We start from the raw sequence: 18,941 nt of genomic DNA, 5'->3' as shown, positions 1-18,941 counted from the left end.
TCATGGCGCGCGAACCCGCGAGACGCAGGCTTGACGGCGGCAGCCTGTCGGCTATGCCGATGGTCAATTCTCTTTTCAGGATTCGCCTATGCCCTTCAGCCTCACCCCCGCGGCCGTCTGGCCGATCGTGCTGCTTTGCCTGTCCAACGTCTTCATGACTTTTGCCTGGTATGGGCATCTCAAGTTCAAGTCCGCGCCGCTCTTCGTGGCGATCCTGGCGAGCTGGGGCATCGCCTTCTTCGAGTATTGCCTGGCGGTGCCGGCCAATCGCATCGGCCATGGGGTCTATTCGGCGGCGCAGCTGAAGACCATCCAGGAAGTCATCACCCTTCTGGTCTTTGCCGGCTTCTCGGTGTTCTGGTTGAAGGAAAGCCTCACCTGGAACCATGCCGTCGGCTTCCTTCTGATTGCGGCCGGCGCGGCCTTCGTCTTCAAGGGCTGAAGCGTTTCCCGTCGGAGCGGCAAACAAAACCATGGAGCAATTGCAGCGATCCGGTTTTCACCGGAATTGCTCCAGGTTGCTATTCGACGGGCACGGGAGTGGGGTGGCCGTTCTGGTCGAGCGCGACCATGACGAAGGTGCCGGCGGTCACCTTTTCCAGCGTGGTCGTCAGGTAGCGCTGCGCCCAGGCCTCGACGATGAGCGTGATCGAAGTGCGGCCGACGCGGGCGATATCGGTGTAGATGCTGAGCGTATCGCCGATCTTGACCGGCAGCTGGAAGGCCATTTCCTTGACCGCCGCCGTGACGACGCGGCCGTGGGCGCGCTCGGCGGCACGGATGCCCGAGGCAAGGTCCATCTGCGCCATGACCCAGCCGCCGAAAATATCGCCTGCGGCATTGGCATCGCCCGGCATGGCGAGCGTGCGAAGGGTGAGTTGGCCGTTCGGCATTGTGGTCTCGGTCATGCGGGTCCTCTCCATCGTTCCTTCCGGTCTAGCCGAATGCGAGGGATGGAGAAAGAGGGGGCGTCGATCCCCGCGATGGCATTTCTGAGCCTCCGACATTCCGGGCAATCTTGCCTGGTTGCCGCGGGTTCCGGGGCTTTTCATTTTTCCGGTGAGGCGGCTGGGAACGTTTCCTTTACCCTGTTGCGACAAAATATTCTGGAATTGCAGGCATGTCGGCCTGCGCTCCGGGATTTGAGGCAGGGCCGTCCGATTGAGGACAAATGCGGCCTGCACCATCGACGGACAGGAATGCGCGCAAACGGGACTTCGCATCGGGCGGAGGCGGGCGCCAGACGGAAATGACAATGGGTATCGCGTTTGTATCTTGTCTGCGCCGGTCGCTCGGGCTGCTTCTGATCCCGGCGATGCTGGCTGCCTGCTCCGGCGGCATGATCCCGCCCGACGACATAGACGGCGCCGGCGTCAGCGCCATCCGGCCGGCTGCCGACATGGGCGACACGGGCGGCGACCTTACCACCTATACCGCCGATGAGCCCATCGGCCGGGTCGGTGCGGCAGATACGGCGATGGCCGTGCCAGCCGCTGAAAACAAGCGCCTGCCGAAGATCGACAGCGACGAGGCGATGGGCATCGACCAGCCTGTGCAGACCTCGTCCGGCGTGCTCACCGTGCCGGAGGGCGGCGTCAACATGGATGAGGGCCTTGGCGTCGGCCGCGTCGAGGGCCTTGCGGAAACGCAGTCCAACGAGATTGCCGAAGGCAACGCCTCGCAGGTCGTGGTCGCCGGCATCGGCACCGATACGCCGCGCGAGATCGGCGAGCGCGATGTCGTCCCGATGTCCGGAGCGGACATGGAGCTCGGCACGCCGGCGGAAAGCGACGGATATCTGCGCGTGCCTGACAAGGCGACGACCCGCCGCCGGCAGGCGGTGGAGGGAGAACAGGTCGCCTTCCTGCCGCGCCTCACCAATCCGATGCAGACGCCCGAAACCATGGGCGGCATGCCGGCCGCGGAAAAGGCCTGCCGCCAGCGGCTGCAGAAGCTCGGCGTGAAATTCCGCGATGTGCCGCGGGTCTCCCGCGGCCGCTCCTGCGGCATCGAATGGCCGGTCGAGCTTTCCGGTCTTTCCGGCGGCATCCAGATCAAGCCGGCGGCGCAGGTGAACTGCCAGATCACCGAGGCCTTCGCGCGCTGGGTGAAGCAGGAACTCGTGCCCTCCAGCCGCATGCGCTACCTCTCCGGCGTTTCGGCGATCCACCAGATGTCGTCCTATTCCTGCCGCACCATGAATTCGCGGAAGGGCGCGGCCATGTCGGAACATGCAAGGGGCAATGCCATCGACGTCGGAAAGATCGTGCTGAAGAACGGCAAGGCCATCTCCATCGAGAAGAAGGGTTTCTTCTCCTTCCGCGAAAAGGGCCTGCTCAAGGCGGTGCGCGGCGATAGCTGCAAATATTTCTCCACCGTGCTCGGCCCCGGCAGCGACCGTTATCACAAGGACCATTTCCACTTCGACCTGCGCGCGCGCAAATCCGGCTATCGCCATTGCAGTCTGTGAGAAACTGAACTGCGGACAAAAAAAGACCGGCGGGGGGCCGGTCGAAAGGGGCGGCAGCTCGCGTGCGAGAGGCTGCCTGAATGTCACATTCCGTCACCCGCGCCGGGGCGTCCGGCGAAGATGCATGCAGGCTTCCACTGGGGAAGCAGGCGGATGGGGCCGCCGATGGCTCCCTCAGGGTCGGGAGCAAGGCCGTTGCCAGAAGGCACAGGACGCAAACCGTTCCAGTCGACCTCGCTGAGAGGATGGTTGAAATCGGTCACGGTTTGATGACAGTTGGTCACCAGTTCGCGTTAAATTTTCGCGCGCCATCCGACGATCCGCCGTCTTCCTGTCCTCGTGGCGCTGCTGCGCGATTTTTTTCTGCAACCCGGGTGAAAATTGACAAGGGACACGCCATATAGGGTGTCCTTCCGCATGATTTTCCCTCTCTCTGGAGCCCTGCATGGCGCCCATAGTTTCCATTCGCAATCTCACCAAGAGTTACGCGTCGGGTTTCCAGGCGCTGAAAGGTGTCGATCTCGACATCGAGGAGGGCGAGATTCTCGCGTTGCTCGGGCCGAACGGCGCGGGCAAGACGACGATGATCTCGATCATCTGCGGCATCGTCACGCCGAGCGGCGGAACCGTCACCGTCGGCGGTCACGACATCCAGCGTGACTTCCGCCAGACCCGCTCCATCATCGGCCTCGTGCCGCAGGAGCTGACGCTGGACGCCTTCGAGACGGTGTGGAACACGGTCGCCTTCTCGCGCGGCCTGCATGGCTGCAAGTCGGACCCGGCGCTGATCGAGCGCATCCTCAAGGAGCTTTCGCTCTACGACAAGAAGGACACGATGCTGCGCCAGCTTTCGGGCGGCATGCGCCGGCGCGTGCTGATCGCCAAGGCGCTCTCCTATGAGCCGAAGGTGCTGTTCCTCGACGAGCCGACGGCTGGCGTTGACGTCAGCCTGCGCAAGGACATGTGGCAGCTCGTCGAGCGCCTGCGCGCGGCCGGCGTCACGATCATCCTGACGACGCATTACATCGAGGAGGCGGAGGAAATCGCCGACCGCATCGGCGTGATCAACAACGGGCAGATCCTGCTGGTGGAGGAAAAGAAGGCGCTGATGGCCAAGCTCGGCCGCAAGGAAATGACCGTCGAGCTGGCGGAGCCCATCGGCACGATCCCCGACACGCTGTCGCCTTTCGGGCTGACGCTGGGAGAAGCCGGCACGCGGCTTACCTATGAATTCAATTCGTCCGGCGAGCGCACCGGTATTTCATCGCTGCTCTCCGCGCTGTCGCAAGCGGGCCTTCGGGTCAAGGACATCTCCACCGAGCAGAGTTCGCTGGAAGACATTTTCGTGGAGCTGGTGGGGGCAGGCAAATGAATTTCGAGGCGATCAAGTCCATCTATGCGTTCGAAATGGCGCGCACGCGCCGCACGCTGCTCCAGAGCATCGTTTCGCCCGTCATCACCACGTCGCTCTATTTCATCGTGTTCGGCGCGGCTATCGGCTCGCGCATACAGGAAGTGCAGGGCGTGCCCTACGGCGCCTTCATCGCGCCCGGCCTCATCATGCTGACGCTCCTCAACCAGTGCATCGGCAACGGGTCCTTCGGCATCTATTTCCCGAAATTCACCGGCACGATCTATGAAATTCTGTCTTCGCCCATTTCGATGATCGAGATCGTCATCGGCTATGTCGGGGCAGCGGCGACCAAGGGACTGATCGTCGGCACCATCATTCTCCTCACCGCCTCGCTCTTCGTCGACATATCGATCAAGCATCCGCTGGTGATGATCCTGTTCTTCGTGCTGACCGCCGTCAGCTTCAGCCTGTTCGGCTTCATGATCGGCATCTGGGCGAAGGATTTCGAGCAGCTCAACCTCTTCCCGATGCTCGTCGTGCCACCGCTCGTCTTTCTCGGCGGCAGCTTCTATTCCATCGAGATGCTGCCGCCCTTCTGGCAGACTGTCAGCCACTTCAACCCGGTACTCTACCTCGTTTCCGGTTTCCGATGGAGTTTCTACGAGATCGCCGACGTGAACCCCGTCGTCAGCCTGCTGACCGTGCTGGGCTTCCTTCTGGTGTGCCTGTCGATCACTGCGTGGATCTTCAAGACCGGCTACAAGCTGAAGAACTGAGGAGCCCGGTTTCCTTGCGATGCCAACCGCGCTAGGCTCTACCTCGTAGGCACCGTCCTGCTGATCTGAACAACGACGGGCTCACTTTCGGCCGGCACCGCCCGGCGTTGTGCTGCACCGTTGCAAACGGAGGTTCTGCGATGAACGTCATCGCCGATCACGGTGTCCGATTCGGACGAATTGCGGCCATGCTGCCGGTCAGGGACATGGCCAGAGCCCATGACTTCTACACGCGCGTCTTCGGCTTTTCGAAAGTCTTCGAGAATGGAAGTCCCGTCGGCTTCATGATCCTGAAGCGCGACGAGGGGGAGCTGCACCTCACGCTGCAGCCGTCGCACGAGGCTGCGAACTTCAACGTCGCCCATCTCATGGTGGACGATGCCGGTGCGCTGTATGCGGCATGCCAGCGTCATGGCGTGAGGATCATCAAGCGCCTTCAGGACAAGGATTACGGCCTCAGGGCGTTCGTGTTCGAGGATCCGGACGGCAACCGCATCGATGTGGGGCAGCGGATCTAAGGCGAGCCGATGGAACGGGGTGGCGTCGTCTGCCTCGTTCTCCTCTGCCGCGAAATGTCAGTCCCTCAGCCGCAGTTCGTCGCGTTGCCTCGTGACCGCGACACATCCGGGCGGTCACGCGCCGTCCAGGTAGTACGCTTTCTGCGACGGGTAATAATCCGCGAATGACGGCAGCGTCTTGCCTTCGCGTGTGGCGACCAGCATGTCGAGGTAATATTCCCAGCCCGGTCCGACATCGCCCGCAAGCTGTCGGTCGCTCAGGCGCTGCACGAAGCGCAGCTCGGTCGTGTCGTCCGTCTGCGTCAACGTCAGCTCGATGCGCCAGTCGCCGTATTCGTCCTTCATCGTGATGACCAGGCGGCGCGGCGCTTCGCATTCTTCGATCATCACATTCGACCACGGCTGGTCCTTCTCGTGGGTGAGTTGCAGCCGCACGATCTTGCCAGGTCCGGCGTCCCCCTCCCAACGGCCGAACCAGAGCGCGGTGCGATCGGATTTCGTCACGCTCATCCAGACATCGTCGATGGGCGCTCGGAACGTGCGCGTGAGGATGAGGTCATTGCCAAGAACGTGGCCGGTTGGCTTCGGGCTCATGCCGTCTCCTTTTCCGTGTCGTCCGCGTGCCGTCGTGACTCGGGTATATGCTAACGCCTTCTGCGAAGCGCCCGCAACCGGCAGGGGCGAGGGCTCAGTCCTTCAGCCGTAGCTCGTCGCGCGTGATCTCGATGGAGCCGAGGGTTTCCAGGAAACTCATGCCGAGAAGGCTCTGGTCGAGCCGACCCTGTTCGGTGACCATGCCGCGGATGGTACCGCGCAGGATGGGGCCGATGGCGACCTCGCGCAGCGTGACGGGTGCGGCGCGCGCCCGGCCGTTGGCGGTGGAGACGTCGATCGAGAAGACGAGGTTGTCCGGGTCTATGCCGAGCCGCATGGCATCCTCGTAGGACAGCACGACGGAACTGGCGCCGGTATCGACCAGCATGCGTAGCGTCGTGCCGTCGATCGTCACATTGGTTTCGAAGTGACCGGAGACGCCCTTGTGGATGACGAGGATCTGCTCGCCGCCCGCGCCGGTCGTCACGACGGCGTGGCCGGGAATGAGCCCGGCGGTCAGGCGGTTGCCGACCTGCTGCAGGTCGAAGCGGTAGAGATAGACGGTGGCAAGCGCCAGGATGAGCAGCAGCCATATGGCGGCCTGGCGCAGGCTTTCGCCCCATTGGCGGCGGCTGGCCAGCATGCCGGCGGCGATCATCGCGCCGATGGCGGACAGCGACACGAGCTGGCCGAAATCGTCATTGGCGATGCCGAGCGTGCGGCCCCCGTCATGATTGATGATAAGAAGCACCAGGCCGGCGGCAAGAATGCCAAGAAGGATATAGAGCTTCATGCCTCGCCGCGCTCCCGCGCCATGCGCGTGCGGCGGGTCTCGCGCCGCGGCTTGCGCTCGACGGTCGCAAGGCGCGCCGGAAGCTCCGCCATGATCGTGCGGCGTTCGTCCGAGCTGTAGAGCGTCCAGGCGCCGATTTCGTCGCGCGTGCGGCCGCAACCGAAACAGTAGCCGGTCACCATGTCGATCGAACAGACGAGAATGCAGGGCGATTCCATTGGGTCTCCGGGCGATGCCTCTTTGGTCTTCCGCGATCCCGGCTGGAAACCGCGACGGGCTTTGCCGGGACCTCACTTATATCGGCGGCTCAGAGCGCCAAGGCAAGGGCGAAGAGCACTGACATTTCCGCAAGCTGCTGCGTTGCGCCGATCGTGTCGCCGGTATGGCCGCCGATCTTGCGCAGCGCCATTCGGTTGAAGGCGAGCACGGCGATGACCGCTGCCGCAAGGGCGAGGACGAGGGCGATCATCGTGCCGTGCGGCAGAATCAGCAGCGTGGCCATGAGGATGCCGCTCGTCAGCGCGAAGACGGTCGCCCCGCGTTCCGGCTCGCCGACCGAGGCGGCGACGCCGTCGCGTCGGGCGGGTGGCAGCAGCGACCAGTGCCAGACCATGGCGGTGCGGCTCGCCGCGGCGACGGCGAGCAGGGCCATGCCCAGGCCGGAGGGGGGCAGCGCGGTCGCAAGCGCCGCGATCGCGGTGGCGCGCAGGCCGAAGGAAAGGATGAGCGCAACGACGCCGTAGGAGCCGACCCGGCTGTCCTTCATGATGGCGAGTGCTCTTTCCCGGTCCCGCCCGCCGCCGATGCCGTCGGCGCTGTCGGAAAGCCCGTCCTCATGCAGCGCGCCCGTGAGCAGCACCTGGAGGCCGAGCGTTGCGAAGGCGAGCAGGAGAGGCGGGGCGTGCAGGGCGGAGAGGATGGCGGCGAGCGCTGCGGGAGGCAGCAGGACCAGCACGCCGGCCAGCGGAAAGGCCCTGACGGCGCGCGACAACCGTCCATCGTGACCGGCAAAGTGCCGCTGCGGCACCGGCACGCGCGAGAGGAAGGCGATCGAACGCGCGGTGTCGTCGATGAAATCCCTGATATCCACGTCGAAGAGCCCCTCCCGGCGACAGGGCGACGCATGCCGCCGCAAATGCGGTTGTCGGATTCGCCCACGGCCTCTATTAGAGCAGTTCCAGCAAAAGTGCGCAGCGGTTTTGCGTTCGGATCTGCGTAAAACTGACTGTTGAGAAGACACAACACCCGCCTTTGAAAGCCCCAAGCAAGGAATTCCCCAAGATGAGTGCCAGCGGCCTGCCGTTCGATGATTTTCGTGAATTGCTGCGTAACCTGCCCGGTCCGGATTCGGCCGCGCTGGTGGCTGCGCGCGAACGCGACTCGCAGCTGACCAAACCGCCGGGCGCACTCGGCCGGCTGGAGGAAATCGCTTTCTGGCTCGCGGCCTGGACCGGCCGTCCGCCGGCCGTCACGCGCCCGCTGGTTGCGATCTTTGCCGGTAACCATGGCGTCACCAAGCAGGGAATCACGCCCTTTCCGTCCTCCGTCACGGCGCAGATGGTCGAGAATTTTGCCGCTGGCGGCGCGGCGATCAACCAGATCTGCATCACGCATGACCTCGGCCTGAAGGTCTTCGACCTCGCGCTCGACTACCCGACTGCCGACATCACGGAAGAGCCGGCGCTTTCCGAGCGTGACTGCGCCGCCACGATGGCCTTCGGCATGGAAGCGGTTGCCGGCGGCACGGACCTGATCTGCATCGGCGAGATGGGCATCGGCAACACGACCATTGCCGCAGCGATCAACCTGGCGCTCTATGGCGGCACGGCGGAAGAGTGGGTCGGCCCCGGCACCGGTTCGGAAGGCGAGGTCCTGCAGCGCAAGATCGCCGCCGTCCAGAAGGCCGTCGACCTCCACCGCGCCCATCTGTCCGATCCGCTCGAAGTGCTGCGCCGTCTCGGCGGACGCGAGATCGCGGCGATGGCCGGTGCTATCCTCGCGGCCCGCATGCAGAAGATTCCCGTCATCATCGACGGTTACGTCGCGACGGCGGCGGGTGCGATCCTGCGCGCCGCCAACCCGTCCGCCCTCGACCATTGCCTGATCGGCCATGTCTCGGCCGAGCCGGGGCACCTGAAGTCGATCGAGAAGCTCGGCAAGACGCCGCTGCTGGCGCTCGGCATGCGGCTTGGCGAAGGCACGGGCGCGGCGCTTGCCGCCGGTATCGTCAAGGCGGCAGCCGCCTGCCATTCCGGCATGGCGACCTTCGTTCAGGCGGGTGTCAGCAACCGCACCTAGCAGCACGGTCGGGAAAAAGCCCGAATTGCATGGATTGAGACCCATGGAGCCTTCCCGTCGTACGGGCATGCTTCATGGGCGCGGCAAGAGCAGGATTATGGAATGGGTCAGGCACCAATCGAGAAAAAGACCGGCTTCAGCCACCTGTTCGCGGCTGCGACTTATTCGGCGGGCGGTGCGCGCCGGCTGCTTGGCGAAGCAGCCTTCCGGCACGAACTGATCGCCTTCGGCGCCGCCATGGTGATTTTCACCGTGGTCGGCGCGTCGTTCTTTCAATATGTCGCGATGGCGATCCTGTTCCTGCTGATGGTCGCTTTCGAGGCGCTCAACACGGCGATCGAGGAGATCGTCGACCGGGTGTCGCCGGAGATTTCCGATATGGGTAAGCACTCGAAGGATCTCGGCTCCTTCGCCGTCTTCTGCCTGATCATCGCCAATGCCGTCTATGCCGGCTACGTGGTGATTTCCCGGTTCATCTGAGAGGTTTCAGGCAAAACTCTTGCGGCGCGGTGAGACGGCCCGGGTTTCGCTGACGGCGGGCAGGCTCTGGAGCACGCGCTTGGCCGGCAGGATGGCGATGGCCTCGGTGCCTTCGCGCAGCTTGGATTTCAGTATGAATTCGCCATTGTGCTTGGCAAGGATGGCCTGAACGATTGGCAGGCCGAGGCCGGTGCCCTGTTCGGCGCTCTTGATGGCGATCGAGCCCTGGCCGAAGGCGGAAAGCACGACGGGGATTTCCTCTTCCGGAATGCCGGGGCCGTTGTCCCTGATGGAGACATACTGGCCGCCGCCGGCGGTCCAGCCGGCCTTGACGACGACCTCGCCCCCCTGCGGCGTGAATTTCACGGCATTCGACAGCAGGTTCAGGATGACCTGACGTAGCGCCTTCTCGTCCGCCCACACCGCCGGCATGCCGCTTTCGACCTGCTCGGAAATGGTGATGTTCTTGGCCCGGGCGCGCAGCTGCACCATGCCGATGCAATCTTCGGCGATATCCACGAGATGGACCGAATCCTCAGACAGGTCGTATTTGCCGGCCTCGATGCGCGAGAGGTCGAGGATCTCGTTGATGAGGTTCAGGAGATGCTGGCCGGAATGGTGGATATCCGAGGTATATTCCTTGTAGACCGGGTTGTTGAGCGGTCCGAGGACTTCCGTCGACATGACTTCGGAAAAGCCGAGGATGGCGTTCAGCGGCGTGCGCAATTCATGCGACATGGAGGCGAGGAAGCGGGATTTGGCAAGGTTTGCCTCTTCCGCCCGGCGCCGCGCCTCGTCCGACATGGATTTGGCCACTTCCAGTTCGGCGATCAGGTCGTCCTTTTCCGACTGGGAAGAGAGCAGCTGCGCGCTCGTATGGCGCAGGCGATGGGTCATGAAAACGAGGAAGACGAGCGCCGCGGAGATGATCGTCGCCATGGCGAGGGTCGCGGGTACGGGGCTCACGAGAGCCGAGCCGGCAAGCGCGGCGACAGTGGGTGTGAAGGCGTAGAGGATCGCGTGCCGCAGCATCAGCGTGCTCATCGCCGTCACGGCGAGCGCGACGAGCAGCGCGGAGCCCTTGTAGAAGTCGAAGGTGACGCCGGTGCATGGGCCGCAGTTTTGCAGCGCGAATGCGGCCCAGGCAAACCCCATGAGGACCTGGGAAATCAGGAACCGGCGGTGCCAGCGGCGCACATTCTCGCCGGTAATGCCATGCTTGCGCGCGCGGCGCGCGACGAGCATGCCGATCGCGTGCATGCTGAGCGCCAGCACGGCCCAGGCCACAAGGCCGACTTCCTGCGTGAGATAGATGCCGCCGGCGGCAATCAGCACGACGACCATGGGAACGGCGAGTGCGCCCTGTGCGACTGAATCGATATGGAGCTGCATCATTTCGCGCTCGAAGCCGGGCGAAATGCCGGTCGCCGTCTGCAGCCGCTCGCGGGTCGCGCGGACGGTCCGCGTGACAGCCTTGTTTCGGAGGCTGCGCGACTTATCGACGATGATCTTGTCGGTCGAGGTACTGACGCCGGTACTCATCATGGTTGCAACTGTTGCGGACAGCGTTGCAGTCTAGGGAGGAAACCTTAAGAAGATGCTGCCGCGCATAAACCATTTACGAACCATTCCGAGATTTTTCGTAGCGTGATCTCGATGGCGTTTCGGATATGACCATGCGTCAAGAATCACCAGCAAGGAACAGAGCTCCATGGGCTTTACCAGGCAGGCGCGCGATGTCGGCGTGGCGGTTGCGATCCTGGCGCTGACGGCGCTGGTCGTGGCGCGTATCGGCGGCGAAAGCGGCGAGACCATCGTCGGCACCGCGCGGGCGGCCGATGGCGATACGCTGACGCTCGATGGCCACCGCATTCGCCTTGTCGGCATCGATACGCCGGAAATGACGCAGGTCTGCAAGCGGGACGGAGCCGACTGGCACTGCGGCGCGGCTGCGCGCTCGCGACTGGCGGAGTTGTTGCGGGCGGGGCCTCTGACCTGCCGCACTAAGGGAACGGACAAGTACGACCGATGGCTGGCGCGCTGCGAAACGGCGGACGGCGATCTCGGCCAGCGCATGGTACGGGAGGGCCTTGCGGTCGCCTATGGCGGATATGAGAACGAGGAGCAGTTCGCCCGGGCCGAACGCAAGGGGCTGTGGGGCTCGGAATTCGACATGCCGCAGCAATGGCGCCGGATGAACGGCCGGCCGCAGGAGGTGGTCCATGAGGCGGAAGCCGGCATGATCGGCAGCGTTCTGGAAGCATTGGGACTGAATTGACGGACGGCGCGATGAACGAGGGAAAATCTGCCGGCGACATGGCTGCCCTTCGCGCGCAGATCGCGGCGTGTCGGATCTGCCGCGATCTGCCTGCGCGGGCAGGGGATTTCCTGCCGCATGAGCCCCGGCCGGTCGCCGTCATCTCCGGCACTGCCCGGATCCTCATCGCCGGGCAGGCGCCGGGCCTGCGGGTGCATGAAAGCGGACTGCCGTTCAACGACGCTTCGGGCGACCGGCTGCGCAACTGGCTCGGCGTGACGCGCGAGCAATTCTACGACCCGCAAAGTTTCGCCATCGTGCCGATGGGCTTCTGTTTTCCCGGTTATGACACCCATGGCAGCGACCTGCCGCCGAGGCGGGAGTGCGCGCCGCTCTGGCGTGCCCGCGTACTTGCCGCCATGCCGCAGGTCGAACTGGTGCTGGCGATCGGGCAGTATGCGCAGGCCTGGCATCTGGGCAAGACGAGGGCCGCGAGCATGACCGAGACCGTGCGCGACTGGCGCCGGCATCTCGGACGAAACGAGGGGCCTGCCGTGCTGCCGCTGCCCCACCCTAGCTGGCGCAATACGGCCTGGTTGAAGCGCAATCCGTGGTTTGAGGACGAGGTTCTGCCGGAATTGCGAAAGCGGGTAACAATCCTGGCTCTGTGAAATATAATTCTTCCAATTTACCAAGAATTGGGTATATGAGGGAATTAAATTTCTTAGGGGAGTTCAATGGATCGTCTGGACCGCAAAATCCTGCGCCTTTTGCAGGAAGATTCCACTCTGGCAGTGGCGGATCTTGCCAAGAAGGTCGGGCTTTCGACCACACCCTGCTGGCGGCGCATCCAGAAGATGGAAGAAGATGGTGTGATCCGCAAGCGCGTCGCGCTGCTCGATCCGGTGAAGATCAACACCAAGGTGACGGTTTTCGTCTCGATCCGCACCAATGCGCATTCCACGGAATGGCTGAAGCGCTTTTCCGAGGTGATCGTCGAGTTCCCGGAAGTCGTCGAATTCTACCGCATGAGCGGCGATGTGGATTATCTGCTGCGCGTCGTCGTGCCCGATATCGCCGCCTATGATGCATTCTACAAGCGCATGATCGCCCGCATCGAGATCCGCGACGTGTCCTCGGCCTTCGCGATGGAGCAGATCAAGTACACGACCGAGCTGCCACTCGACTACATGGCCGTGGACAACCAGAAGAGCGGCGAAGACTAGGCGCTCATTCTTCCGGCCGCTTGAACGTCACCGCGACGCTCTTCCAGGCCTTGTAGGGTGCAAGTTGCGCAAGACCGGTGAACGGCGCGCAACGCACCACGGCGCGTATGGCGCTTGCGGCGAAGGCTTTCGTCGCCGGATCGCCGCCGACCGGGCCTTCGATCGCCGGCGAGCCGTCGAGTTCGCCGGCCTGCGTCAGCGCAAATTTCACCCGAACAGCTTTGACATGGGCGGGCAGGTCCGACGGTACGGCCCAGCATTGCGCGATCTTGTGGTGCAGCGCCGTTGCCAGCGCCGGCCGGCCCGCCTCGTCGGCGTTGGCCGAAGCGGCAACGACGACGAAAGCGGCCGGGATGGCGACGGCGCGGCGCAGCCGCATCCTATTTCCGTTCGAGCCGGGCGAGCAGCGAGGACGTATCCCAGCGGTTGCCGCCCATCTCCTGCACGTCGCCGTAAAACTGGTCGACGAGTGCGGTGACAGGCAGTTTCGCGCCGTTGCGGCGGGCTTCCGAGAGCACGATGTCAAGGTCCTTGCGCATCCAGTCGATGGCGAAGCCGAAATCGTACTTGCCGGCATTCATCGTCTTGTAGCGGTTTTCCATCTGCCAGGAGCCGGCCGCGCCCTTGGAGATGACCTCGATGACCGCCTCGATGTCGAGGCCGGCCTTCTTGCCGAAATGGATGCCTTCGGCAAGGCCCTGGACGAGGCCCGCGATGCAGATCTGGTTGACCATCTTGGTGAGCTGGCCTGCGCCGGCCGGGCCCATCAGGCCGACCATGCGGGCATAGGCGTCGATGACGGGCCGCGCCTTTTCGAAGGTGGCAGCCTCGCCGCCGCACATGACGGTGAGCACGCCGTTTTCCGCGCCGGCCTGGCCACCGGAAACCGGAGCGTCGATGAAGTGGCAGCCCTTCGCGCGCGCGGCGGCGTCGAGTTCGCGGGCGACCTCGGCCGAGGCGGTGGTGTTGTCGATGAGGATCGCGCCGGCCTTCATGCCGTCGAACACGCCGTCCTTGGCAACCGTAACCGAGCGCAGGTCGTCGTCATTGCCGACGCAGGTGAAGACGAAGTCGGCGTCCTTCACGGCTTCCGCCGGGGTGCGGAACGCCTTGCCGCCGAATTCTGCGGCCCACTTTTCCGCCTTGGCGAAGGTGCGGTTGTAAACCGCCACTTCGTGGCCACCCTTGACCTTCAGATGGCCAGCCATGGGATAGCCCATGACGCCGAGACCGATGAACGCAACCTTTGCCATGCCGTAACCTCCTGCAATGCTGGCAGGTGGTGTAGCGGATGATCGTTAGTGGCGAAAGTGTTTCTCTTTATCCGCGATATTTCGCCAGAACGAGATGGCCGGGGATCGGCTCGCCTTCTTCCATGCGCACGGTGATGTCCGTGATCTCGACGAGGTCGAAGCCGGTCGCATCGAGGCGCTGGCGGACATAGTCGGCCGCATGGGCGAAACGCTGGTGCGGCCCGACCATGAAGGGGCGGTCCGCAAAGGTTTCCGCCGGAAGCGTCTCCGAGGAGAAGATGAGGTGGCCGCCGGGCACGAGATTGTCGGCGACGCCGAAGAACAGCGGTTCGAGGGCGCCGAGATAGGGCAGGACGTCCGTCGCGGTGATGAGATCGAAGGGCTCGTCCTCGTTGTCGTCGAGGAAATCGACGGCTTCGGCAACGTAGAGCGTCTCGTATAGATCCTTGTCATGGGCGATCTCGACCATGTTTTCGGAAAGATCGATGCCGGTAATGTCGTCGGCCATGTCGCGCAGCGCGCCGCCGGTCAGGCCGGTGCCGCAGCCAAGGTCGAGCACGCGCTTGAACGAGGTCATCCCGAGGGCCTGGAAACGCTGGCGCACGAGCAGCGGCACGCAATAGCCGAGCTGGTCGACGAGCACGTTGTCGAAGACTTCGGCGTGCTGGTCGAAGAGGGTGGTGACATAGGCGTCCGGCGCCTTTTCCGGCGTCTCGCCGCGGCCCATCGAGGCAAGGCGCACGGCCGCGCCGCCATGATCCTCGGGATCGAGCGCCAGCACCTGCGCATAGGCTTTGGCGGCAGCATCGAAATCGCCGGCTTTTTCCAGCGAAAGGGCGCGGTTGTAGGCGTCCGCGAGCGCGTCTTCGTCGATCTTATTCATGGCGGTCTCTTACGGTCCGCGCCCGGCTTTGGCAATCCGGCGCATCGCTGCAAATAGCCGTTTATCAATCGGTCAAAGAGGCGCATGATCCTCCTCAAGAGCAAAAAGACCATATGGAGGAATGACATGCCTGCCGATATGTCCCCATTGTCGCTCTCCCCGGAAAGCAGGCGCACGGGCAGTCCCGCGCTGCCGGCAACGCCGATGGAGACGATCAACACGATGGTGCACTACTATCGTGGCGAACTCGGCCGCATGGCCGGCTGGCGCGACCGGATCGACCGCACCTCGAACTGGGCGATCACGGTCGTGGCGGCGCTGCTGTCCGTCTCGCTGTCGACGCCGACCTCGCATCATGGCGTGCTGCTCTTCGCCATGCTGCTGGTGACGCTGCTTTTGATCATCGAGGCGCGGCGCTATCGCTTCTTCGACGTCTACCGGGCGCGGGTGCGCCAGCTCGAGCGGGTCTATTTCGCCGAGATCCTCAATCCTCGCGGCCAGCTCGATCCGGACTGGGCGGCGCCGATCGCCAAGAGTCTGCGCAAGCCCGAATTCCTGATCAGCTACCGCGACGCGGCGTGCCGGCGGCTAAGGCGCAACTATTGCTGGCTCTATCTCATCCTGCTTCTGGCCTGGGCGCTGAAGATCTCGTCCTCGACCATGCAGCGGCCGGCGACGGCGGGCAGGGACATGACGCTCGCGCTGGAGCATGTGGTGGCCAATGCGGCGCTGGGCCCGGTGCCGGGCGTCGTGGTGATCGGCCTCGTGGCGGTTTTCTACGTCGCCATCGTCTACTATTCGCTCAAGGTCGATATGTCCGACACCGAGCTGGCGCATGGTTCGGTTCACGTCTGACGGCTGCGCGCCTCAGTTGAGAATGAACTCGCCCTTCAGCGCCCGCCATTCCGTCGCCGAGATCAGGCGGCGGTGGACGTAGCGGACCGAATGCAGGGGACCGTCCAGCTTCTCTTCCCAGAATTTCAGAAAGCGCTTCATCTCCGGGAAATCCGGGGCGAGATCGTAGTGCTGCCAGATATAGGTTTGCAGGAACTGCTGGTGATCCGGCATGCGGTAGAGGATCTGGGCCGTCGTCATGCCGTAGCCCTTGAGCTGCATTGCCATGTCGTTCGTCATAGTGACCTCCCTCGCGTGAGGAATGATGGTCCCTATTATTGAGCGCCTGCAGGGTAAATGAAATGTTTATTTTTCATCTTCTGTAGGAATATTTCTTTTAAATCAGGACGTTGGCAGCGCTCGACTTCGAGTGCTGCCTGCACTGTCAGCGCTTCAGGTGGCGCGTCAGGCGCTGCTCCAGCCAGGCCCAGAGATTGCGCAGCAGCTCCACGATCAGCAGGTAGATCAGCGCCGCCCAGAGATAGGCCTGATAGTCGAAGGTGCGCGAGAAGGCCCGGCGGGTCTCGCCCATCAGGTCGAGCACCGTGACGATGGCGACGATGGCCGAGCCCTTGATCATCAGGATGATCTCGTTGCCGTAGGGGCGCAGCGCCACGATGAGCGCCTGCGGCAGGATGATCTTGAAGAAGGCGACCTTCTTGGGCAGGCCGAGGGCGGCGGCGCCCTCATGCTGGCCGCGCGACACGCTCTCGATGGCACCGCGCAGGATTTCGGCCTGATAGGCGGCGGTGTTCAGCGTGAAGGTCAGCAGCGCGCAGTTCCACGCGTCGCGGAAGAACCACCACAGGCCCCAGGCCTTCAATTCGGCGGAAAAACTGCCGAGGCCGTAGTAGACGAGGAAGAGCTGCGTCAGGAGCGGCGTGCCGCGGAAGAAATAGACGTAGCCGTAGGCGAACCACGAGAAGACCGGGTTCTTCGACATGCGTGCGAAGGCGAGCGGCAGCGAGATGAGGCCGCCGAGCACGATGGACAAGGTGACGAGCAGGAGCGTCACGCCAAGGCCGGAAAGGTAGCTCGGCCCGTATTTCGTGAATTTTTCCGGATCCCAGCCACCGACGATCATCAGGAAGATGCCGATGGTGAGCGCTAGCCAGACGCCCATGAAGATATTGCCGAAGAAGCGGCTGGCGGTGAAGGCCTTGGGCGGCGCCGGGGGCGGGGCCTGCGGCGGGATGAGGGTCGAAACGTGGCTCATCGCGAGGCCTCCGAACGCTTGGCCCAGCTTTCGATGCTGGAAAAGATCAGCGACGACAGGAAGGCGAGAATGAGGAAGAGCAGGCAGGCGATGGCGTAGAACTCGAATGCTTCCTTGGTGACGCGGGCCGCCACGCTCGTCTGGCGCAGGATATCCGGCAGGCCGATGACCGAGACGAGGGCGGTGTCCTTGAGCAGCGCCATCCACAGATTGCCGAGGCCGGGCAGGGCGACGCGGATGAGCTGCGGCAGGATGATGCGCTGCATCGTGCGGCCGTGATGCAGGCCGAGCGCGTAGCCTGCTTCATACTGGCCGCGCGGGATGGCCTTGAAGGCCGACAGCAGGACTTCCGAACAATAGGCGGAGAAGACCATGCCAAGCGCGATCATCCCGGCAAAGAAGGCGTTGATCTCGACCGTGCCTTCGTAGCCGATGGCGGTCGCAACGTTCTGCACGAGGATCTGCAGGCCGTAATAGATGATGAAGAGCGTCAGCAGTTCCGGCAGGCCTCGGAACAGCGTGGTGTAGATATTGGCGGAAAGCCGCAGGGAGCGTTCTTCCGACTGCTTGGCCAGCGCGATGAAGAAGCCCGCGACAAGGCCGACGGGCAGCGTCGCAATCGCGAGGCTTGCCGTAACGAGGAAGCCGAAGGCGATCTCGTCGCCCCAGCCGGCATCGCCGCATGCCAGGAGCGTGTTGCCCGCGAAAAGATTGAAGATGCCGATCGGTCCGCAGAGGGGATCGATGATCCCGAGAAATGCGGATACCGCCTCGACGATGGCGGTGAAAAACCCGCTCATGCCAGAAGAACCCCCGTGCGCTTTGCGCTTCTTGTTAAGGCGCGTTTGCGCCCGCCTTTTTTCTTATCTTCAAGTTCTCAAACAAAAGAAGCGGGAGAGCAAGCCCTCCCGCCGGTGCATTCTGGTGATGGGGTCAGAAAAAACCCGCATGATGCAGATACGCTGTCGATCAGTCGCCGTAGACGTCGAAGGGGAAGTACTTGGCGTTGATTTCCTGGTACTTGCCGCTGGCGCGGATCGCCGCGATCGCCGCGGTGAGCTTGTCGGCGAGCGGGTCGCCCTTGCGCACCGCGATGCCGGCGCCTTCGCCGTTGATGACCGGGTCGACCGGCAGCGTGCCGAGCAGCTTGCAGCAGGCGCCGTCATTGGTCTTCAGCCATTCCGAAAGCACCACGACGTCGTCGATGACGGCGTCGATGCGGCCGTTGGCGATGTCGAGCTTGTACTCGTCAGCCGTCGGATACATCTTGATGTCGGAATCCTTCATATGCGCTTCGGCATAGTTGGCATGCGTCGTGGAGCCCTGCGCGCCGAGCGACTTGCCGGCAAGCGCTTCCGGCGTGGCTTCGGCAATGTCGGAATCCTTCGGCACGACAATGGCCGGCGGGGTGTTGTAGTACTTCTTGGAGAAGTCGACCTGCTGCTTGCGCTCCGCGGTGATCGACATGGAGGCGACGATGGCGTCGAACTTCTTGGCGATCAGGCCCGGAATGATGCCGTCCCAGTCCTGCGTGACGAAGGTGCATTCGGCCTTCATCTGCTCGCACAGCGCCTTGGCGATGTCGACGTCGAAGCCGGTGAGCGTGCCGTCCGATTCGAGGTTGTTGAAGGGCGGGTAGGCGCCTTCCGTGCCGATCACGATCTTCTCGCCGTCCGCCATTGCAGCCGATGAGGCAAACAGGGCGATGACCGCAGCCGAGGCTGCAAGCGTGAAACGTTTGGAAATACGCATTTTGTTCCTCTCAGTTGAAAGGCTCTCCGGTTCTTCTTGTTGTCCGGGCCTTTTTGGGAAGCGGGCAGGGCTGCCCGCTTGGGTTGGATAATCGACTTGTTCCTGCTAAAAAATCAACTGCTTTTCCGCCGTCATTCTGCCCCGATTGCCCGACACCTTCCCGGCCGCCTCTGGCCA

The 18,941-nt window shown here is 63.5% G+C and carries 24 protein-coding genes; 11 read left to right on the top strand and 13 right to left on the bottom strand.

Annotated features, from left to right (window positions below):
- The first annotated feature begins 88 nt into the window (after window positions 1-88).
- Window positions 89-442 (top strand): DMT family protein, encoded by a 354-nt coding sequence (locus tag WA950_RS14080; RefSeq protein WP_424552318.1) that lies wholly within the window; start codon window positions 89-91, stop codon window positions 440-442.
- Between the two features lie 79 nt (window positions 443-521).
- Here WA950_RS14080 and WA950_RS14075 read toward each other — a convergent pair whose 3' ends face one another.
- Window positions 522-908, bottom strand: coding sequence for an acyl-CoA thioesterase (locus WA950_RS14075; RefSeq protein WP_424552317.1), 387 nt, complete (start codon window positions 906-908; stop codon window positions 522-524).
- 353 nt (window positions 909-1,261) lie between these two features.
- Between WA950_RS14075 and WA950_RS14070 the strand changes: the two genes are divergently transcribed.
- The 4 genes from WA950_RS14070 (at window position 1,262) to WA950_RS14055 (ending at window position 5,118) form a co-directional block, all read left to right on the top strand.
- Window positions 1,262-2,470 (top strand): extensin family protein, encoded by a 1,209-nt coding sequence (locus tag WA950_RS14070; protein WP_424552411.1) that lies wholly within the window; start codon window positions 1,262-1,264, stop codon window positions 2,468-2,470.
- Window positions 2,471-2,915: 445 nt separating this feature from the next.
- Complete coding sequence (locus WA950_RS14065; RefSeq protein ID WP_424552316.1) at window positions 2,916-3,842, top strand: ABC transporter ATP-binding protein; 927 nt, start codon at window positions 2,916-2,918, stop codon at window positions 3,840-3,842.
- Window positions 3,839-4,600, top strand: a complete 762-nt coding sequence (locus WA950_RS14060) for an ABC transporter permease (RefSeq protein ID WP_424552315.1) — start codon at window positions 3,839-3,841, stop codon at window positions 4,598-4,600. The genes WA950_RS14065 and WA950_RS14060 overlap by 4 nt, the downstream gene beginning before the upstream one ends.
- Before the next feature lie 140 nt (window positions 4,601-4,740).
- Window positions 4,741-5,118: a VOC family protein gene (locus WA950_RS14055; RefSeq protein ID WP_424552314.1), complete on the top strand. Its 378-nt coding sequence runs from the start codon at window positions 4,741-4,743 to the stop codon at window positions 5,116-5,118.
- A 114-nt stretch (window positions 5,119-5,232) separates the two neighbouring features.
- Here WA950_RS14055 and WA950_RS14050 read toward each other — a convergent pair whose 3' ends face one another.
- From WA950_RS14050 to WA950_RS14035, 4 genes are all read right to left on the bottom strand, one after another.
- Complete coding sequence (locus WA950_RS14050; protein WP_424552313.1) at window positions 5,233-5,712, bottom strand: SRPBCC family protein; 480 nt, start codon at window positions 5,710-5,712, stop codon at window positions 5,233-5,235.
- A gap of 94 nt (window positions 5,713-5,806) precedes the next feature.
- Window positions 5,807-6,505 carry a retropepsin-like aspartic protease family protein gene (locus tag WA950_RS14045; protein ID WP_424552312.1) on the bottom strand — a complete coding sequence of 233 codons (699 nt, stop codon included), beginning with the start codon at window positions 6,503-6,505 and terminating at the stop codon, window positions 5,807-5,809.
- The gene (locus tag WA950_RS14040; protein WP_424552311.1) at window positions 6,502-6,723 is read right to left on the bottom strand and encodes a DUF1289 domain-containing protein; all 222 of its coding nucleotides are present in this window, start codon (window positions 6,721-6,723) and stop codon (window positions 6,502-6,504) included. Before WA950_RS14040 ends, WA950_RS14045 begins: the two co-directional genes overlap by 4 nt.
- Before the next feature lie 89 nt (window positions 6,724-6,812).
- Window positions 6,813-7,595: an adenosylcobinamide-GDP ribazoletransferase gene (locus WA950_RS14035; RefSeq protein ID WP_424552310.1), complete on the bottom strand. Its 783-nt coding sequence runs from the start codon at window positions 7,593-7,595 to the stop codon at window positions 6,813-6,815.
- A 191-nt stretch (window positions 7,596-7,786) separates the two neighbouring features.
- On the opposite strand from WA950_RS14035, the gene cobT reads away from it, so the two are divergent.
- Both cobT and WA950_RS14025 read left to right on the top strand, forming a co-directional pair.
- Window positions 7,787-8,803 (top strand): nicotinate-nucleotide--dimethylbenzimidazole phosphoribosyltransferase, encoded by a 1,017-nt coding sequence (gene cobT / locus WA950_RS14030; RefSeq protein ID WP_424552309.1) that lies wholly within the window; start codon window positions 7,787-7,789, stop codon window positions 8,801-8,803.
- 102 nt (window positions 8,804-8,905) lie between these two features.
- Complete coding sequence (locus WA950_RS14025; RefSeq protein WP_424552308.1) at window positions 8,906-9,283, top strand: diacylglycerol kinase; 378 nt, start codon at window positions 8,906-8,908, stop codon at window positions 9,281-9,283.
- Window positions 9,284-9,289: 6 nt separating this feature from the next.
- On the opposite strand, the gene WA950_RS14020 is transcribed toward WA950_RS14025, so the two are convergent.
- Window positions 9,290-10,825, bottom strand: a complete 1,536-nt coding sequence (locus tag WA950_RS14020) for an ATP-binding protein (RefSeq protein WP_424552410.1) — start codon at window positions 10,823-10,825, stop codon at window positions 9,290-9,292.
- A 169-nt stretch (window positions 10,826-10,994) separates the two neighbouring features.
- On the opposite strand from WA950_RS14020, the gene WA950_RS14015 reads away from it, so the two are divergent.
- The 3 genes from WA950_RS14015 (at window position 10,995) to WA950_RS14005 (ending at window position 12,766) form a co-directional block, all read left to right on the top strand.
- The gene (locus WA950_RS14015; RefSeq protein ID WP_424552307.1) at window positions 10,995-11,561 is read left to right on the top strand and encodes a thermonuclease family protein; all 567 of its coding nucleotides are present in this window, start codon (window positions 10,995-10,997) and stop codon (window positions 11,559-11,561) included.
- Window positions 11,562-11,572: 11 nt separating this feature from the next.
- Complete coding sequence (locus WA950_RS14010; RefSeq protein WP_424552306.1) at window positions 11,573-12,211, top strand: uracil-DNA glycosylase family protein; 639 nt, start codon at window positions 11,573-11,575, stop codon at window positions 12,209-12,211.
- A 66-nt stretch (window positions 12,212-12,277) separates the two neighbouring features.
- The gene (locus tag WA950_RS14005; protein WP_424552305.1) at window positions 12,278-12,766 is read left to right on the top strand and encodes an Lrp/AsnC family transcriptional regulator; all 489 of its coding nucleotides are present in this window, start codon (window positions 12,278-12,280) and stop codon (window positions 12,764-12,766) included.
- Between the two features lie 4 nt (window positions 12,767-12,770).
- Here the strand turns inward: WA950_RS14005 and WA950_RS14000 are convergent, their stop codons facing one another.
- The 3 genes from WA950_RS14000 to WA950_RS13990 form a co-directional block, all read right to left on the bottom strand.
- Window positions 12,771-13,145, bottom strand: coding sequence for a hypothetical protein (locus WA950_RS14000; protein ID WP_424552304.1), 375 nt, complete (start codon window positions 13,143-13,145; stop codon window positions 12,771-12,773).
- Between the two features lies 1 nt (window position 13,146).
- Window positions 13,147-14,019, bottom strand: a complete 873-nt coding sequence (locus WA950_RS13995; RefSeq protein ID WP_424552303.1) for an NAD(P)-dependent oxidoreductase — start codon at window positions 14,017-14,019, stop codon at window positions 13,147-13,149.
- 67 nt (window positions 14,020-14,086) lie between these two features.
- Entirely contained in the window at window positions 14,087-14,902 is an 816-nt protein-coding gene (locus WA950_RS13990) for a methyltransferase domain-containing protein (protein ID WP_424552302.1), read from the bottom strand.
- Window positions 14,903-15,028: 126 nt separating this feature from the next.
- On the opposite strand from WA950_RS13990, the gene WA950_RS13985 reads away from it, so the two are divergent.
- Window positions 15,029-15,757: a DUF2270 domain-containing protein gene (locus WA950_RS13985; protein WP_424552301.1), complete on the top strand. Its 729-nt coding sequence runs from the start codon at window positions 15,029-15,031 to the stop codon at window positions 15,755-15,757.
- 12 nt (window positions 15,758-15,769) lie between these two features.
- Here WA950_RS13985 and WA950_RS13980 read toward each other — a convergent pair whose 3' ends face one another.
- The 4 genes from WA950_RS13980 to WA950_RS13965 all read right to left on the bottom strand — a co-directional run bounded on the left by WA950_RS13980 (window position 15,770) and on the right by WA950_RS13965 (window position 18,764).
- Window positions 15,770-16,036 carry an usg protein gene (locus WA950_RS13980; RefSeq protein ID WP_424552300.1) on the bottom strand — a complete coding sequence of 89 codons (267 nt, stop codon included), beginning with the start codon at window positions 16,034-16,036 and terminating at the stop codon, window positions 15,770-15,772.
- A gap of 145 nt (window positions 16,037-16,181) precedes the next feature.
- On the bottom strand, window positions 16,182-17,012 hold the full coding sequence (locus tag WA950_RS13975) for an ABC transporter permease (protein ID WP_424552299.1): 831 nt from the start codon (window positions 17,010-17,012) through the stop codon (window positions 16,182-16,184).
- A complete protein-coding gene (locus tag WA950_RS13970) occupies window positions 17,009-17,812 on the bottom strand; it encodes an ABC transporter permease (protein ID WP_424552298.1) in 804 nt (267 codons plus the stop codon). Before WA950_RS13970 ends, WA950_RS13975 begins: the two co-directional genes overlap by 4 nt.
- Before the next feature lie 169 nt (window positions 17,813-17,981).
- Complete coding sequence (locus tag WA950_RS13965) at window positions 17,982-18,764, bottom strand: ABC transporter substrate-binding protein (protein WP_424552297.1); 783 nt, start codon at window positions 18,762-18,764, stop codon at window positions 17,982-17,984.
- Window positions 18,765-18,941 lie beyond the last annotated feature (177 nt).

Origin of the sequence: Shinella sp., assembly GCF_049651085.1 — a bacterium.
Taxonomy (GTDB): Bacteria; Pseudomonadota; Alphaproteobacteria; order Rhizobiales; family Rhizobiaceae; genus Shinella.
The sequence above is the reverse complement of the archived record's forward strand: the minus strand, read 5'-3'. Positions and strand labels throughout refer to the sequence as shown.